The following is a 15155-nucleotide window of genomic DNA, read 5'->3' as shown; positions in this document are numbered from 1 at the left end:
GACCTGGGATTCAGGCTTTACGATTCGCGACTTGACGGACGCGAATGACAACGGTGTAATTACTGGGACACGTCATAATGCGTGTCCCAGCAGTTGATGGGTGGGGAGACCGATATGACAGTTCCTGAATATCGTTCTGGGGTACCCGACGACTGGTTCATCGATCCGGTCCGTCTCGGAGTCCCGGGCGTGCGGACGCACGTCGACGAGACCGAGGACAATCCGCTCGCGTGGCAGACCGACGCGCTGTGCGCGCAGACCGACCCCGAGGCGTTCTTCCCCGAGAAGGGCGGCTCGACTCGCGATGCGAAGCGGATCTGCACGTCGTGCGAGGTGCGGTCGCAGTGCCTCGAATACGCTCTCGCCAACGACGAGCGGTTCGGGATCTGGGGCGGTCTCTCCGAGCGCGAGCGGCGCAAGCTCCGCAAGCGCGCAGGCTGAACCTCCCGTCGAATGCGCGCCGCGCCCGAGACACTACCGGGATCGGCGTGACCCCGACCTAGGCTGACTCCCGATGTATCCGAGAGTCACCGCCATCGTCGTCGCCCACAGCGGCGGCCCCCGTCTCCAGCGCACTCTCGACGCCCTCGCGGCTCAGACCAGGAAACCCGACGCCGTGATCGCCGTCGACTGTGCGACGACCGACGACGCCGCCCGCCTGCTGTCCGAGGCCGGCCCCACCCAGCTGCTCAGCATCCCCGAGAAGCTCCCCTTCGGTGCGGCGATCGCGACCGCCGTCCGGGTGCTGCCCCCCACGTCGTCCTCCGACGAACTGCTCTGGCTGCTCGCCCACGACACCGCGCCGGAGCCGGAGGCGCTCGCCGCTCTGTTGGCGGCGCTCGAGGTCTCTCCGTCGGTCGCCGTGGTCGGGCCGAAGCTCGTCGACGGGGAGGACGCCGCGTTCATCCGTGAGTTCGGCGAGGCGATGACCCCGTTCGGCGCCGCGGTGCCCCTGGTCGAGAACGAGCTCGATCAGGCGCAGCACGACGGCCTGAGCGACGTGCTCGCCGTCTCCTCGGCCGGGATGCTGGTGCGCCAGACCCTCTGGGAGGCGCTCGACGGTTTCGACCCGGCGCTGCCCACCGCGGACGACGGCCTCGACTTCTGCACCAGGGCCCGCCTCGCCGGCTACCGGGTCACCCTGGTCGCCCAGGCACGCGTCGCGCTCGGCGGCGACGGGCTGGCCGGCCCGAACCTCTCCCCGAAGTGGCGTGTGCGCCGCCGTCTGGTGAAGGAGCGCCGCGCCGCGCAGCTGCACCGGCGCATGGTGTACGCGCCCGGCTGGGCCGTGCCGTTCCACTGGCTGAGCCTCGTCCCACTCGCTATCGTGCGCTCGCTGCTGCGCCTGCTGCGCAAAGAGCCGGGATCGATCGGCGGTGAGCTCGCCGCGGGCTTCCGGGTCGCATTCTCCGGTCTGGCCGTCGGCAGTGCACGGCGTCGGCTGGCGAAGAGCCGCACCGTCACCTGGGCGGCGGTAGCACCGCTGCGCATCCCGTTCGCCGAGGTCCGCCGTGCCCGTGCGCTCAAGCGCGAGGCAGCGCTCGTGTCCCAACAGGGTGCGAGGGAGGACCTCGACTTCTTCGGAACCGGAGGCGGCTGGACCGTCCTCGTCGCGTTGCTGGCCGGTGCCCTTCTCTTCTTCCCGCTGATCGGCTCCGGGTCCCTCGCTGGCGGCGGACTCCTTCCTCTCGACGCATCGGTCGGCCAGCTCTGGGCCGACCTGGGCTACGGCTGGCGTGATGTCAGCCTGGGATTCACCGGGGCGGCGGACCCGTTCTCGGCCGTCCTGGCCGTGCTGGGCTCGTTGACCTTCTGGCAGCCGTCGCAGTCCTTGGTCGTCCTCTACATCGTGGCGCTCCCGCTCACCGCGCTCGGCGCCTGGTTGGCGGCAGCGCGGCTGACCGCGCGCACGATGCTCCGCGTCTTCGGCGCCCTCGTCTACACCTTCGCCCCGACCCTGCTGCTGGCCATGCAGGACGGTCGGCCCTCCGCCGTCCTCGCCCACCTTCTGCTCCCCTGGTTGTTCTTCGCCGGGCTCGCCGCTCGGCGCTCCTGGTCCGCCAGCGCGACGACCGCGCTGCTGGCGGCGGCGACCGCCGCGTGCGCGCCGATCCTGTTGCCGGCCTTCGTGGTCGCCTGGATCGTGGCGATCGTGTTCGCCGGGCGGCGGGTGGCACGGATCGTGTTCATCCCGCTGCCGACGATCGTGCTGTTCGCCCCACTCGTCTGGCAACAGGGCGCACGCGGTGCGTGGCTGTCGATCCTCGCGGATCCCGGAGTGCCGCTGGACACCCGGCAGTCGCCGGCCTGGCAGCTCGCCCTCGGCTTCCCCGACGGTCTCCTCGGCGGCTGGCACGACCTGTTCACGGTGCCGGGTTTCGCCCACGCACCGACGGTGACGGTCGCCGTGCTGCTCGCCCCCCTCGGCATCCTGGCGCTGCTCGCTCTCTTCCTTCGCGGGACCGTGCGCGCCATCGTCGCGCTCGTCGTCGCGTTGGCCGGATTCGTGACCGCCGTGGGCGCCCTCCACCTTCAGGTCGCCGTCGCCGGCGGCACGGTCGTGCCGATCTGGCCGGGGACCGCCGTCAGCCTCTATTGGCTCGGGATGACCGGGGCCGCCGTCCTCGCCCTCTCCGCCCTCGGCCGCGCTGCGGTGTACCCGGCCTGGGTCGCGATCGTCGCGATCGGGGTCGCGGCGACGCCGGCGGCGCTGATGACCCACCAGGGCACCGCGGCGGTCGTCGAGAGTGACGGGCGGACGATGCCGGCCGTCGTCGCGGCCAAGGCCTCGACGCAGCCGCGGACCGGGACACTCCGGCTCACACCGCAGCCGGGTGGGGGTGTGGCCGCCGAGATCGTCCGCGGCGCGGGGCAGACGCTCGACGATCAGTCCACCCTCAGCAGCACCCAGCGCGTCGTGACCCCCGCGCAGGGCGATCTGGCGACGTTGGCGGGCAATCTCGCCTCTCGCAGCGGGTACGACGCCACCGAGGAGCTGACCGCGCTGGGCGTCGACTTCGTGCTGCTCGCGCCGTCGGCGTCCCCGCTCGCGGGCGGGGATTCCGGCGCTGCGGAGGCGACGGCGACCCGCGCCACGGTCGCACTCGACGCGAACCCCGTCCTGGCGAGTGTCGGCTCGACATCGACGGGCCGGCTGTGGGCGTTCGACCGCGCGACGACCCAGGTGCCGACCGCCGCCGCCATCCCCGCGGATGCGGGAGGGATCTGGCGGATCCTGGTGCTGCTCGCGCAGGGACTCGTCGTGGGCGTCACCCTCCTCCTGGCCATCCCCACCACGCGATCGGCCGACCGGGTCGCGGAGCTCAACGCCCGCCGTGCGCAGGGCCGGAAGAACGACCCGCTCGCCGTGCAGCCGGACGACCGTCCGCAGAAGATCGTCCCGGGCGAGGAGACCATCGCAGACGAGAGCCTGGACGAGTACGACGCGGAACCCGATGAGGAGGCCGCGGTCGAATCGGCCGATGAGGACGACGCCCGTTCGACGGAGCCGGAGCCGGAGCCGGAGCCGGAGCCGGAGCCGGAGATGCAGACGCAGCCGGACACGGCGCCCGAGGATTCGGCCGAGCCGGCCCTCGACATCTCTCCCGCTCCCATCGCATTGCCGCCGGCCGAAGCAGCGCCGGTCGCGACGACGGCGGACGCTCCACCGGGGGCGTCGCCGAACGAGCCGCGCCTTGCCACGCGCCCCGTGCCCATCGTGGACGAGCAGCCGACGACGCTCGAAGACGGACTGGAGGAGACGATCATCCGACCCCGACGCGCGACCGACGGACACCGCACCGACGGACGTATGACCGACGACGGAGGCGACCGTGGCTGACCGACGTGGAATCGCCCGGATCGGCGCTCGCGCGCTCGGCGGCCTCATCGGCGCAGGCGTCGCGGTCGTGGCGATCGGCGGCGCGACGCTGCTCCCGCTCCCCCAGTTCGCGATCAGCGCGCCGGTGAAGACGGTGCACCCCGTCGCCGCCGACCAGCAACGGGTCTGCCCCGGTCCCGTCCTCGCCCTCGCGGCGGATTCCGGCGCTGCCACCCAGGCGAGCCCCCTCGGTCGGCCCTCCGTCAGCTACGGTACCGACGGCCCCGACGTCACCGTCACGGACCTGAAGGCCGACTCGAGCGCCGATTCCTCCGGCCAGGCCCCGCAGACATTGACGGTCGCCACCCCGCAGGGAGCGAAGACGCCCCCGCTGTTCGCCGGCGCCCAGCTCCAGATGGTGACCTCGGACGACCTCGCCGGCCTCGCGGCGGTGGACTGCGCCGAGCCCTCCGCCGACACCTGGCTCGTGGCGGGGTCGACCTCGCTGGGCCAGACGAGCCTGATCCTGCTCGCCAATCCGACCGCAGTGGACGCGACCGTCTCCCTCTCCCTCTACACCGAGACCGGGACCGTGAGCGCGCCAGGGGCGAGCGGGATCACCGTGCCGGCCGGGGGGCAGAAGGTGGTCCCGCTCGCCGGGCTCGCCCCCGCGGCCGCCGCGCCGGTCGTGCGCGTGCAGACCTCCGGTGGGGAGGTCGTCGCCACGATGCAGCAGAGCTTCGAGCAGGGGATCCAACCGCAGGGCGTCGAACTCACCGGCGGCACCGGTGCCCCCGCCCGCCAGCAGATCATCTCGGGCATGACGATCGCCAGCCTCGCCGCCGTGACGGCGGGCGAGTCCGGCGAGAACGTGGGGGTGGAGTATCCCGCGCTGCGCGTCTTCGTCCCCGGCGAGACCGATGCCGACATCACCGTCGGCGTCGTGGGGGAGGAGGGCACGTCCGCCGGCACCTCCCACGCGCAGACCGTGAAGGCGGGCCACGTCGCCGAGATCCCGCTCGACGGTCTCAAGGACGGCAGCTACACGGTCACGGTCAATTCGTCCGTGCCGGTGGTCGCCGCCGCGCGAACGTCCGTGATCGGCTCGAAGACGCGCGACTTCGCGTGGTTCGTCTCGTCACCGCCGCTCGGCCGTACCCTCCTCGCGGCCGTCCCCAACGGTCCGGGGGCCACCCTGCACCTCGCGAACGCCGCGGAGCAGGACCGCACGGTCACCGTGCAGGCGTCGGGCGGGTCGCCCACGAAGCTCGTCGTACCCGCCGAGGGGGCGGCGAACGTCAACCTGCACGCGGGCCGGTACACGGTCTCGGGCACGGACGGGTTGCGCGGCAGCATCAGCTTCGCCGCGGACGGCGCGACCAGCTCATTCGCGCTCGAGCCGCCCGGACCCCTCGCCTCGGCGATCGAGGTCTACCCGCGCTAGGCGGCGTCCGGCCTCAGAAGTGACGGAACCGGTCGGGAGCCAGATCCCACGGGTCCTTGCCCAGCAGTTCGGCGACAGCGCGGAACACGCACCCCTCGATGTACATCCGCCGGTGCGCGTCGTCCTCGCGGTGCAGCTTGGTCAGCCGCTGGATCGGCACGCGGTAGAAGACGATGCGACGGCGGGAGTGGTCGACCCGCCAACGGTCCACCCCGTCGGTCCCGGTGTTGCCGATCGGCGTCGCAGCGACCTCGATGTGCACGTCGGCCAGTTCTTCCGGCCAGACGCCCTTGAGGTAGTCGGCGGTGGAGGCGATGGTCATGTCGAAGAAGTCGATGCGGTTCTGCAGCATCGGCAGGTGCGGTCCGGTGACCGGGCCCCGCGCCCCGCGGCCGTGCCGGCTGCGCCAGCGGCTGGTGGCCGGGGGCTGGCTGCTGGTGCGGCGATTGCGGGGCATGTCGCCATCCTACGTCGGACGGGCTCGGGTAGTCTGAGCCCGATGTTGAGCCGTCCGTGTTCCCGTGTCGCGTGCCCGCGCGACGCCGTCTCGACGCTCACCTACGTCTATGCGGACTCGATGGCCGTCCTCGGACCGCTGAGCCTCTCGCACGAGCCGCACACCTACGACCTGTGCGCCATCCACGCCGAGCGGTTGTCCGCTCCCCAGGGCTGGAGCATCGTGCGGCACGAGGTGTTCGGCGAAGTCGGCCACGGCACCTGACGTCCGTCCGGATCGATCCGACGTCATCGAGCGCCCGGTTGCAGGCGGGCAATGCGAGAATGGTCCCATGCCAGCTTCGACCGTGTCCGATACCGCCCTGCCCTTCAAGGTCGCCGACCTCTCGCTCGCGCAAGCGGGCCGCCACCAGCTGCGGCTGGCCGAGAACGAGATGCCCGGACTGATGGCGCTCCGTGAGGAGTTCGGCGCCGCGCAGCCGCTCGCCGGGGCGCGCATCGCGGGCTCGCTGCACATGACCGTGCAGACCGCCGTCCTGATCGAGACCCTGGTCGCGCTGGGCGCCCAGGTGCGCTGGGCGAGCTGCAACATCTTCTCGACCCAGGACGACGCCGCCGCCGCGGTCGCCGTGGGGCCGACGGGCACCCTGGCGGCACCCGCCGGCGTCCCCGTCTTCGCCTGGAAGGGCGAGACCCTGGAGGAGTACTGGTGGTGCACCCAGCAGATCTTCGATTGGAGCGCGGAGGCCGCGGCCGCCGGCGCCGACTGGACCGGGCCGAACCTGATCCTCGACGACGGCGGCGACGCCACGCTCCTCGTGCACAAGGGGCGTGAGTTCGAAGCCGCCGGCGCGGTGCCCGCCGATGCGGAGGGCGACAGCCACGAATACCGTGTCATCCTCTCGGTGCTGCGCGAGTCCCTGGCCGGATCCGCCGACCGCTGGACCCGCATCGCCGAGGACATCATCGGTGTGACCGAGGAGACCACCACCGGCGTCCACCGCCTCTACGAGCTGGCGAAGGCCGGTGAGCTGCTCTTCCCGGCGATCAACGTCAACGACTCCGTCACGAAGAGCAAGTTCGACAACAAGTACGGCATCCGCCACTCCCTGCCCGACGGCCTCAACCGGGCGACCGACGTCCTGATGGGCGGGAAGGTCGCGTTCGTCGCCGGCTACGGCGACGTCGGCAAGGGTGCCGCCGAGGCGCTGCGCGGTCAGGGTGCGCGCGTGATCGTCAGCGAGGTCGACCCGATCAATGCGCTGCAAGCCGCCATGGACGGCTTCCAGGTGGCGCGACTGGAGTCGGTGATCGACCAGGTCGACATCCTCATCACCGGCACCGGCAACCTGAACGTCGTGACCCTCGACCACCTGCTCGGCCTCAAGCACCTGGCCGTGGTGGCGAACGTCGGGCACTTCGACAACGAGATCGACATGGCGTCGCTGGAGGCGCTCGCCGGCGCCGAGAAGATCGAGATCAAACCGCAGGTGCACGAGTGGCGGCTGCCCACCGGGCGCAGCATCCTCGTGCTCTCGGAGGGTCGCCTGATGAACCTCGGCAACGCGACCGGCCACCCGAGCTTCGTGATGAGCAACTCGTTCGCCAACCAGGTGCTCGCACAGCTCGAACTGTACGTCTCGAGCGAGAACTACCCGGTCGGCGTCTATGTGCTCCCGAAGCACCTCGACGAGAAGGTCGCCCGGCTGCACCTGGACTCCCTGGGCGTCGAGCTGACCGTCCTGACCGAGGAGCAGGCCGCCTACATCGGCGTCCCCGTGGACGGCCCCTACAAGGTCGACCACTACCGCTACTGATGACGATCGAATTCAGCGACCACGAGCTTCCCGGCGGCCTCAACTTGCGCGTGCGCCGGGAGGAGGACTCCGCGGAGCTCGCCGCGGCCTACGTCCGCAACCGCGGCCACCTCGCCCCGTGGGACCCCACCCGCACGGAGGACTTCTTCACGCCGGAGGGGCAGCTCGCGCGTACGCGTGAGCTGCTCGCACTCCGGGAACGGGATGCCGGGCTGCCGCTCGTGCTGGTCGACGGCGACGAGATCGCCGGCGGGATCGACCTCAGCGACATCGTCCGCGGAGCATTTCAGAGTGCGATGGTCGGATACTGGCTCGACCGGGCCCACACCGGCAAGGGGCTGGCGTCAGCGGCTCTCACAGCGGTGCTGGATGCCGCACGGGGCCTCGGCCTGCACCGGGTCCAGGCCGCAACCCTGCTGGCCAACCACGCATCGCAGTCGGTGCTGACCCGCGCGGGGTTCGAACGGATCGGCGTCGCACCGCATTACCTGCAGATCGCCGGGCGCTGGCAGGACCACGTGCTGTTCCAGCGCATCCTGCACGACTGAGGGCGATCAGAACTCGGCGAACGCCCTGACGGGGAACGTGCCGAACCCCTCGACGGCGGGCGGGGCGGCGGTGAAGCGGGCCCCGCGGGCGGGGAGCTCCCCGAGCGCGGTGAGGTGCTCGACCACGTGCACACCGGCGGCGAGGAGCAGCGAGTGGACCGGGCGCGCGCCGTCGGTCTCGGTGTCGTCGATGTTGAGCGAGTCGATCCCGACCAGCACGGCCCCCTGCTCGGCCAGGTAGGCCGCCGCCTCCGCGGTCAGATGGGGCGCGCCTGTCGCGTAGGCGGGCGTCCCGAAATGGACGTCCCAGCCGGTGTGGACGAGCACGGCCGCACCGGCGACGTCGCGGTCGAAGAAGACCGCGGCGGGGACCCCGCGGCTCTCGGCGTCGGCCACGTGCACGACCTCCGCACGCAGTCCCACCAGGGTCGACAGGTCCAGCGAGGCCAGATCGCCGCCGTCCGCGTACCGGTGGAAGGGGCTGTCGAGGTAGGTGCCGGTGTTCCCGATCATGGTGATCACATCCATCGCGAACTCCGTGCCCGGCGCGTAGCGCAGGCGGGAGTCCTCCCGGGTGAGGTGCGGGGTGATGACCGGTGCCGGCAGTCCGGGATACGTGATGAGCCCGGCACGGATGCGATGGCTGAGATCCACGATCCGCCGCTCCCGGTCCTCCGTGCCGTCGCCGGCGGTGTGGACGCCGCGACTGCCGCGATGCTGCTCCTCGACGATGCTCAGCTGCTCGAGACGGACGTCGCTCACCAGGGCCAGCCCCAGGTGCTGGACGAACAGGCGCGCGATCTCATCCTCCGCGACATCGGCCGCGGGAAGATCCAGGCGGAATCCTTCGGTGCTGAGCCCGCCGCCGTTCACGAACGACACGGTCGCGTCGAAATGGGCGCGGTAGTCGACGGGGGTGCTCTCGGCCACGGGTGCTCCTAGCGATCGGGGAAGTCGTGCGGGAGCCCGTCGAGCACCGGCGACAGACGATCCAGTCGCTGCTGCTCGAGGGCGAGCCCCTGGGCGTCGCGCCGCCGGCGCAGGAGCGCCACTCCCACGAGGAAGGTCTCGGCGTCCACCGAGGGGAGTGGCGACACGAAGGCGCTGGCCTCGCGCGCCAGCTCGGTGCTGAGCCCGAAGCGGGCGGCGGGCGTGAGCTGCGGGGCCTGGCGGACGAATTGCGCGATCCGGCGCGAGAGCCGGTCCGGGAGGCGACCGACGTCGGCCGTCTCGGCCCAGCCGACGAGCAGCGGGGACAGGTAGAGGTCGAGCGGGCGGGGTGCGGGCACGCGCACCAGCTGGCTGTACGTGCCGGCCAGCAGGTCGCCCAACCGCTTGGAGCGGGCGTTCAGCAGCCCGGTGAGCGCCGCGATCCCGCCGACGGTCATGAAGATCTCCAGCACGCCGACCAGGGCCCGGATGAACGCGTGGCGGAAGCCGATCGCGCCGCCGTCGTCGCGCACGATGCGGGCGCCCACGGCGAGCTTGCCGAGCGATCGACCGCGGGAGGCCAGCTCGACGGTCATCGGCAGGACGACCATCCCCAGCACCAGGATCAGGATGACCAGCGCACGCACCAGGGCCTCGTCGAGGCCGCCACCGGTCGAGACGAGCAGCAGCACGCAGCCGAGCATGACCAGCATGTAGACGACCCAGTCGATGAACGTCCCCGCCGCGCGCAGGATGTAGCTGGCCGGTTTGACGTCGAGGGTGACGGCCTCGCCGGTCACCAGTTCGCGCTCGACCGGCTGCGGGAACGCGTCCGTCGCTGCCGTCATGGCTATCATTCAAGCAGATGGATCTCGACGCATACACCGCAGCGCGCAGCGCCGACTGGGACCGGCTGGCCCAGCTGGCGAAGAAGGGGCGCCTGGACGGCAGCGACGCCGACGAGCTGATCGACCTGTACCAGGCGGGCGCGGCCGATCTCTCGGCGATCCAGACGAGCGCCGGCTCGACCGCGGTGGGCGACCGGCTGTCGCTCACGCTCTCCGCCGCACGTCTCCGTTTCACCGGGGCGGGAGCGAACCTGTTCGCGCAGATCCCGCGCTTCTTCGCCCTCGAGCTACCCGCCGCGCTCTACCGCATCCGCTGGATCGTGCTCGCGGTCGCCCTGGCGACGATCGTCATCGCGACCCTGTACGCCCTCTGGATCTCCGGGAATCCGGACGTCCTGCGCAACCTGGGCAGCGACGCGAACCTGCGGCAGTACGTCGACCACACGTTCATCGACTACTACTCGAACAACCCGGCGGCCTCGTTCGCCGGCCAGGTGTGGACCAACAACGCCTGGATCGCCGCCCAGTGCATCGCCTTCGGCATCACCGGGCTCTGGGTCCCGTACGTCGTCATCCAGAATGCGGTCGGGGTGGGGACCGCCGCCGGGGTGATGTTCGCGTACGGGCGCGGCGACGTGATGTTCGCCTACATCCTGCCGCACGGCCTCCTGGAGCTCACCAGCGTCTTCGTGGCCGCCGCGGCCGGCCTGCGCATCTTCTGGGCGTGGATCGCCCCGGGGGCGCGCACGCGCGCTCAGGCGCTCGCCGAAGACGGCCGCGCCCTCTTCACCGTCGCGGTCGGCTGCGCGATCAGCCTCTTCGTCTCCGGTCTGATCGAAGGTTTCGTGACGCCGTCCGCGCTGCCGGTCTGGGCGAAGATCACGATCGGCGCGCTCGCGCTCGCCGCGTTCCTGTTCTACATGCTCGTCGTCGGACGGCGCGCCGTGCGGCTGGGGGAGACGGGCGACCTCGCCGAGTTCGACGCGGGCGCCCGCCGCATCGTCGCCGGCTGAGCGCGGGGGAACCGCGCGGGCGGACCCACGGTTCAGAGGCGTCCGGCCGCCTTCAGGGCGAGGTACCGGTCGGCGAGCGCGGGCGGCAGGTCCTCGGGCGAACCGGTCACGACGTCGCCGCCCAGCCGGTGCACCGCGGCGCTGACCCGGCTGAGGTCGAGGAGCGAGCGCTCGGCCGCCGCGGCGCGGTAGACCTCCGTGCGATCGGTCCGTTCCCCGGCGGCGACCAGCGTCTCCGGGTCGGTGACGCTCGCCACGACGACGAGATGCTTGCGGGTGAGTTGGGGGAGCACGGACAGCAGGCCGCGGGAGGCGCCGGCGGCGTCGAGGGAGGTCAGAAGGACGACGAGCGAGCGCTGGCTGGTCATCGCGGAGACCTGGGCGGGCACGGCCGACCAGTCCATCTCGATCAGCGCGGGATCGACGGTCGCCATGGCGTCGACCATCCGCGAGAGGAGTTCGGGGCCGTTCGCGCCGTGCACCCGGCCGCGCACGACGCGGTCGTAGGCGAGGAAGTCGACGCGGTCCCCCGCGCGCGTCGCGAGGGCGGCGAGGAGCAGGGACGCCTCGAATGCGGTGTCGATCCGCGGCTCGTCTCCGATCCGCGCCGCCGAGGTGCGCGCCGTGTCGACGACGAGCACCACGCGGCGGTCGCGCTCGGGGCGCCAGGTGCGCACCATGACGCGCGCTCCACTGCCACCGGTCGGATCGTGCCGACGCGCCGTCGCGCGCCAGTCGATCGAGCGCACGTCGTCGCCGCGGACGTACTCGCGCAGCGAGTCGAACTCGGTGCCCTGTCCGCGCAGGAGCACGCTCGTGGTCCCGTCGAGCTCGCGCAGCCGGGCCAGGCGAGACGGCAGATGCTTGCGGGACGAGAACGGCGGAAGCACCCGGATGCGCCCGGGAGCGGCGAGGGTCGCCTGGCGTGCCCAGAGATGGAGCGGGCCCCATGCGCGCACCGTGACCTGAGCGACCCGGCGCTCCCCGCGGCGCCAGGGCCGCAGCGTGACGTTCAGGCGCCGTCGCTCGCCGGCCGGAAGGACGAGCGGCTGCCGGGACGGTGCGGCTCCGGCGGAGGGCTCCCAGGCGTCGCGGACCGTGCCCCGGAGCGTCCGGCGCCCGGTGTTGGTGACGGTCAGCTCCGCGACCGCCTCCGCTCCGAGCCGGACCCGGCCGGGAACGGACCGCGAGAGCACCACCCGCCGCGGTGAGGCCGCGATCGACAGGTCGACGAACCCCAGGCCGAGGCAGAGCGCGACCCAGCCGCCGAGGGCCGCGTAGGCGGCTTCGGCCGCGCCGCCCAGCAGGACGACGGGGACGACCCCGAGCGCGAGCAGGGCGACGAAACGTCCGGATACGGTCATGGCGGGCTAGATCGGGACCTGGACCTGCTGCACGATCGAGCGCAGGATCGCATCGGCGCCCACGCCCTCGAGCTCGGCCTCCGGGCGCAGCTGGATACGGTGCCGCCAGACCGGGACGAGCATCGCCTGGACGTGGTCCGGCGTGATCGACTCGTATCCCGACAGCCAGGCCCAGGCCTTGGCCGCGGCGAGGAGTGCGGTGGTGCCGCGGGGGCTCACGCCGAGGCGCACCGACGGGCTCTGCCGCGTGGCGCGGGCGAGGTCGACGATGTAGGCGAGGACGTCGGCGTTCGCTCCGACGGCGGCGGCGGAGTCGCGTGCGGCCGCGAGCTCCGCGGCCGACAGCACCGGTGTCACCCCGGCCCCGGCGAGGTCGCGCGGGTTGAAGCCCGCGGCGTGGCGGCGCAGGACCTCCACCTCGGTCTCCCGCTCCGGCACGTCGAGCGTGAGCTTGAGCAGGAACCGGTCGAGCTGGGCCTCGGGGAGGGTGTAGGTGCCCTCGTACTCGATCGGGTTCTGGGTGGCGGCGACGATGAACGGGTCCGGCAGGCGGCGGCTCACGCCGTCGACGCTCACCTGGCGCTCCTCCATCGCCTCCAGCAGCGCCGACTGGGTCTTCGGGGGAGTGCGGTTGATCTCGTCCGCCAGGAGGATGTTGGTGAACACCGGTCCTTCGCGGAAGACGAAACCTCCGGTCTGCGCGTCGTAGACGAGGGAGCCGGTCACGTCGCCGGGCATCAGGTCGGGGGTGAACTGCACGCGCTTGGTGTCGAGGCTGAGCGCATGGCTGAGCGAGCGCACCAGCAGCGTCTTCGCGACACCGGGCACCCCCTCCAGCAGCACGTGTCCGCGTGCGAGCAGCGCGATGATCAGGCCGGTGACGGCGCCGTCCTGTCCGACGACCGCCTTGCCGACCTCGGTGCGCACCCGCGCGAGCGTCTGCCTCAGGGCGGCGGCGTCCGTCGGGGGCGAGGGATGTGCGGGGACTCCGGTCGTGACGTCGGTCATGGCTCCATTCTTCCGGTCGGGCCCGCTGCGGCGGGGGAGACGGCGGCGGCGGTGGCTCGTTCGAGCTCCGCGAGGTGGTCGGAGAGGGCGATGAGGTCGCCGTCGGTGCGGGGGAGGTCGTCGAGGAGGATCGCGCGCACCCGCAGGCGATCCCGACGCACGAGCGCGGCGACCGCGTCGGCGACCTCGATCGTGCTCGCCGTGCGCGGGAGGCCGACGAGGGTGGCGAGACGACCGATGGCGCCGACCCGCAGGGCGTCGACCGCGCGCACGCGGGCGGAGGACCGCTGGTAGAGCCGGGCCCGGCCCTCGCGGGTCTCGCCCGCGCGGACCACGACGGGGAGGTTCTCGACGACGAGCGGCCCGAACCGGCGCCCGCGCCAGACGGCTGCAGCCACGAACACCAGCACGAGGAGCAGGAGCACGGGTGTCACCCAGCCCGGAGTGAGCGCGGCGATGTCGGGCGGCCCGGTCACGGGGCGGTCGTCGACCCCGGGCAGGTACCAGACGAGTGTGCGGTCACTGCCGAGCAGGTTGAGGCCGAGTGCCGCGTTCCCCGCCCGATCGATGCCGTCGTTCATGAACAGCGGAGCGGAGCCGACCAGGTACACGGTCGCGCCGTCGAACGTGGTGCGGACGAGGGAGGCTGCTCCGGACACGTCCGCGAAGCAGGCCGCGCCGTCGTCCTGCACGCGGAAGGTCCCGGGGATCGTGGACCCGGACGTGTTGTCGGTCGGGCGGGGGTCGATCCGCCCGGCGCGCTCGGCGGCCGGCACCCCGCAGCCGGCATCGTGCGGCCCGCCGGGCACGCCGCCGGCGCGCGCGCCGGGGGCGACCTCGCGCAGTGTCTGGAACGACGGTTCGACGATCACCAGCGTGGAGGCGGCCTTCGCGAGCTCGGCGTAGGCGGACGGCTCGAGATTGTTCGCGTCGTCGAAGACGAGGACCGTCGACGTCCCTCCGCCCGCGGTGGCGGTGCGGACCTGGTCGAGCGCGGTCGCGCTCCGGACGTCGACACCGTGCGATCCGAGCACCTGGGCCAGGGCCTTCGCACCCGTCGGTGCGGCGCTGCCGGGATCGAGCGCCGCCCCCGAGGGGTTCCGGCCGCCGGTGAGGAGGAGGCCGGACACGGCGACCAGAACGGCGATCGCTCCGAGCGCGACCCAGCCCACGGCGCGGCGGCCGGTCTGACGCAGCGTCAGTGACACCGCGGGTGCGTCGGTCGTGCTGACGGCGTCGGTGTCGCGGGCGGTCTGCGGTGCGGCGGTCATGGCGTCACCACCGGGAGTGCCGGACGCGCCTGCTGCAGGCGCTGGTCGAGGGCGACGAGCCGCTGGTAGACCGCAGCGGTGCCGGGCCGGTCCAGATAGCGCACGGCGTCGAAGGCGCGGGCGGCGTCGGCGAGCTGCTCCCGCTCGCTCGGCAGCACGGCCGCCGCCGTCGCAGCGAAGTGGGTGGCGGTGGTCCCCGGCGTCACGGCCACGAGGGTGCGCTCGTCGAGCCCGACCGCGATGGCGCGGAACTGCTCCTCGATCGCGACGACCCAGTCCTCGCGGTTCGCGGCCTCCTGCGCGGAGCGGCGCAGCTCCTGGGCGGAGCGGGCGTCGTCCGTTCCGAATAACGGTCGCCGGTCGAGTGTGGAGCGCCGGTTGACCCGTGGGCGGCCGAAGATGACGAAGGCCACGACGATGAGTGCCACCACCACGAGCACCACGACCAGGAGCAGCACCGGGCCCGCGGAGCCGGTCGGACCGTTCAGCAGCGAGCCGATCCAGTCCTGCACCGCCTTGGAGGCGATGTCGAACCAGGTCGGTTTCGCGGCCTGGTACTCGGGTTTGGCGAGCTCCTCCCTGATCCACTCCTGCGCCTGCGGTCCGGTCGGGTCGACCGGGATGTCGAAGCGCACG

General features: G+C 72.3%; 14 protein-coding genes. 7 read left to right on the top strand and 7 right to left on the bottom strand.

Annotation, left to right across the window (positions count from 1 at the left end; genetic code table 11):
* Positions 1-114 precede the first annotated feature (114 nt).
* From U870_RS0100885 to U870_RS0100875, 3 genes are all read left to right on the top strand, one after another.
* The gene (locus tag U870_RS0100885; protein WP_081815123.1) at positions 115-441 is read left to right on the top strand and encodes a WhiB family transcriptional regulator; all 327 of its coding nucleotides are present in this window, start codon (positions 115-117) and stop codon (positions 439-441) included.
* A 73-nt stretch (positions 442-514) separates the two neighbouring features.
* On the top strand, positions 515-3841 hold the full coding sequence (locus tag U870_RS0100880; protein WP_025155531.1) for a glycosyltransferase: 3327 nt from the start codon (positions 515-517) through the stop codon (positions 3839-3841).
* Complete coding sequence (locus tag U870_RS0100875; RefSeq protein ID WP_025155530.1) at positions 3834-5264, top strand: DUF5719 family protein; 1431 nt, start codon at positions 3834-3836, stop codon at positions 5262-5264. The genes U870_RS0100880 and U870_RS0100875 overlap by 8 nt, the downstream gene beginning before the upstream one ends.
* 13 nt (positions 5265-5277) lie before the next feature.
* Here U870_RS0100875 and U870_RS0100870 read toward each other — a convergent pair whose 3' ends face one another.
* Positions 5278-5721 (bottom strand): metallopeptidase family protein, encoded by a 444-nt coding sequence (locus tag U870_RS0100870; protein WP_025155529.1) that lies wholly within the window; start codon positions 5719-5721, stop codon positions 5278-5280.
* Between the two features lie 42 nt (positions 5722-5763).
* Between U870_RS0100870 and U870_RS0100865 the strand changes: the two genes are divergently transcribed.
* The 3 genes from U870_RS0100865 to U870_RS0100855 all read left to right on the top strand — a co-directional run bounded on the left by U870_RS0100865 (position 5764) and on the right by U870_RS0100855 (position 8085).
* Entirely contained in the window at positions 5764-5985 is a 222-nt protein-coding gene (locus U870_RS0100865; RefSeq protein ID WP_025155528.1) for a DUF3499 family protein, read from the top strand.
* A 67-nt stretch (positions 5986-6052) separates the two neighbouring features.
* Complete coding sequence (gene ahcY / locus U870_RS0100860) at positions 6053-7537, top strand: adenosylhomocysteinase (RefSeq protein WP_025155527.1); 1485 nt, start codon at positions 6053-6055, stop codon at positions 7535-7537.
* Positions 7537-8085, top strand: a complete 549-nt coding sequence (locus U870_RS0100855; RefSeq protein WP_025155526.1) for a GNAT family N-acetyltransferase — start codon at positions 7537-7539, stop codon at positions 8083-8085. Before ahcY ends, U870_RS0100855 begins: the two co-directional genes overlap by 1 nt.
* Positions 8086-8091: 6 nt before the next feature.
* Here the strand turns inward: U870_RS0100855 and U870_RS0100850 are convergent, their stop codons facing one another.
* Positions 8092-9015: a cyclase family protein gene (locus U870_RS0100850; RefSeq protein ID WP_025155525.1), complete on the bottom strand. Its 924-nt coding sequence runs from the start codon at positions 9013-9015 to the stop codon at positions 8092-8094.
* A gap of 8 nt (positions 9016-9023) precedes the next feature.
* A complete protein-coding gene (locus U870_RS0100845) occupies positions 9024-9863 on the bottom strand; it encodes an RDD family protein (RefSeq protein ID WP_025155524.1) in 840 nt (279 codons plus the stop codon).
* Positions 9864-9880: 17 nt separating this feature from the next.
* On the opposite strand from U870_RS0100845, the gene U870_RS0100840 reads away from it, so the two are divergent.
* Positions 9881-10876: a stage II sporulation protein M gene (locus U870_RS0100840; RefSeq protein ID WP_025155523.1), complete on the top strand. Its 996-nt coding sequence runs from the start codon at positions 9881-9883 to the stop codon at positions 10874-10876.
* 32 nt (positions 10877-10908) lie between these two features.
* Here the strand turns inward: U870_RS0100840 and U870_RS0100835 are convergent, their stop codons facing one another.
* The 4 genes from U870_RS0100835 to U870_RS0100820 are packed head-to-tail and all read right to left on the bottom strand — an operon-like array spanning position 10909 to position 15154.
* Positions 10909-12240 carry a DUF58 domain-containing protein gene (locus U870_RS0100835; RefSeq protein ID WP_025155522.1) on the bottom strand — a complete coding sequence of 444 codons (1332 nt, stop codon included), beginning with the start codon at positions 12238-12240 and terminating at the stop codon, positions 10909-10911.
* 6 nt (positions 12241-12246) lie between these two features.
* Entirely contained in the window at positions 12247-13248 is a 1002-nt protein-coding gene (locus U870_RS0100830) for an AAA family ATPase (RefSeq protein ID WP_025155521.1), read from the bottom strand.
* Positions 13245-14519 carry a DUF4350 domain-containing protein gene (locus tag U870_RS0100825; RefSeq protein WP_025155520.1) on the bottom strand — a complete coding sequence of 425 codons (1275 nt, stop codon included), beginning with the start codon at positions 14517-14519 and terminating at the stop codon, positions 13245-13247. The genes U870_RS0100830 and U870_RS0100825 overlap by 4 nt, the downstream gene beginning before the upstream one ends.
* Positions 14516-15154, bottom strand: a complete 639-nt coding sequence (locus U870_RS0100820) for a DUF4129 domain-containing protein (protein ID WP_240183597.1) — start codon at positions 15152-15154, stop codon at positions 14516-14518. The genes U870_RS0100825 and U870_RS0100820 overlap by 4 nt, the downstream gene beginning before the upstream one ends.
* Position 15155 lies beyond the last annotated feature (1 nt).

The organism is Leifsonia aquatica H1aii (genome assembly GCF_000633535.1).
In the GTDB taxonomy this organism is placed as follows: Bacteria; Actinomycetota; Actinomycetes; order Actinomycetales; family Microbacteriaceae; genus Leifsonia; species Leifsonia aquatica_A.
Note: the sequence above shows the minus strand (reverse complement) of the source record. Positions and strands in the feature narration are given on the sequence as shown.

Excerpts from the sequence above, each read along its gene's own strand:
- U870_RS0100885 (WP_081815123.1), top strand. The coding sequence starts at position 115 with ATGACAGTTCCTGAATATCGTTCTGGGGTACCCGACGACTGGTTCATC.
- U870_RS0100855 (WP_025155526.1), top strand. The coding sequence starts at position 7,537 with ATGACGATCGAATTCAGCGACCACGAGCTTCCCGGCGGCCTCAACTTG.
- U870_RS0100840 (WP_025155523.1), top strand. The coding sequence starts at position 9,881 with ATGGATCTCGACGCATACACCGCAGCGCGCAGCGCCGACTGGGACCGG.
- U870_RS0100845 (WP_025155524.1), bottom strand. The coding sequence starts at position 9,863 with ATGACGGCAGCGACGGACGCGTTCCCGCAGCCGGTCGAGCGCGAACTG.
- U870_RS0100870 (WP_025155529.1), bottom strand. The coding sequence starts at position 5,721 with ATGCCCCGCAATCGCCGCACCAGCAGCCAGCCCCCGGCCACCAGCCGC.
- U870_RS0100865 (WP_025155528.1), top strand. The coding sequence starts at position 5,764 with ATGTTGAGCCGTCCGTGTTCCCGTGTCGCGTGCCCGCGCGACGCCGTC.
- U870_RS0100830 (WP_025155521.1), bottom strand. The coding sequence starts at position 13,248 with ATGACCGACGTCACGACCGGAGTCCCCGCACATCCCTCGCCCCCGACG.
- U870_RS0100880 (WP_025155531.1), top strand. The coding sequence starts at position 515 with ATGTATCCGAGAGTCACCGCCATCGTCGTCGCCCACAGCGGCGGCCCC.
- ahcY (WP_025155527.1), top strand. The coding sequence starts at position 6,053 with ATGCCAGCTTCGACCGTGTCCGATACCGCCCTGCCCTTCAAGGTCGCC.
- U870_RS0100825 (WP_025155520.1), bottom strand. The coding sequence starts at position 14,519 with ATGACCGCCGCACCGCAGACCGCCCGCGACACCGACGCCGTCAGCACG.
- U870_RS0100835 (WP_025155522.1), bottom strand. The coding sequence starts at position 12,240 with ATGACCGTATCCGGACGTTTCGTCGCCCTGCTCGCGCTCGGGGTCGTC.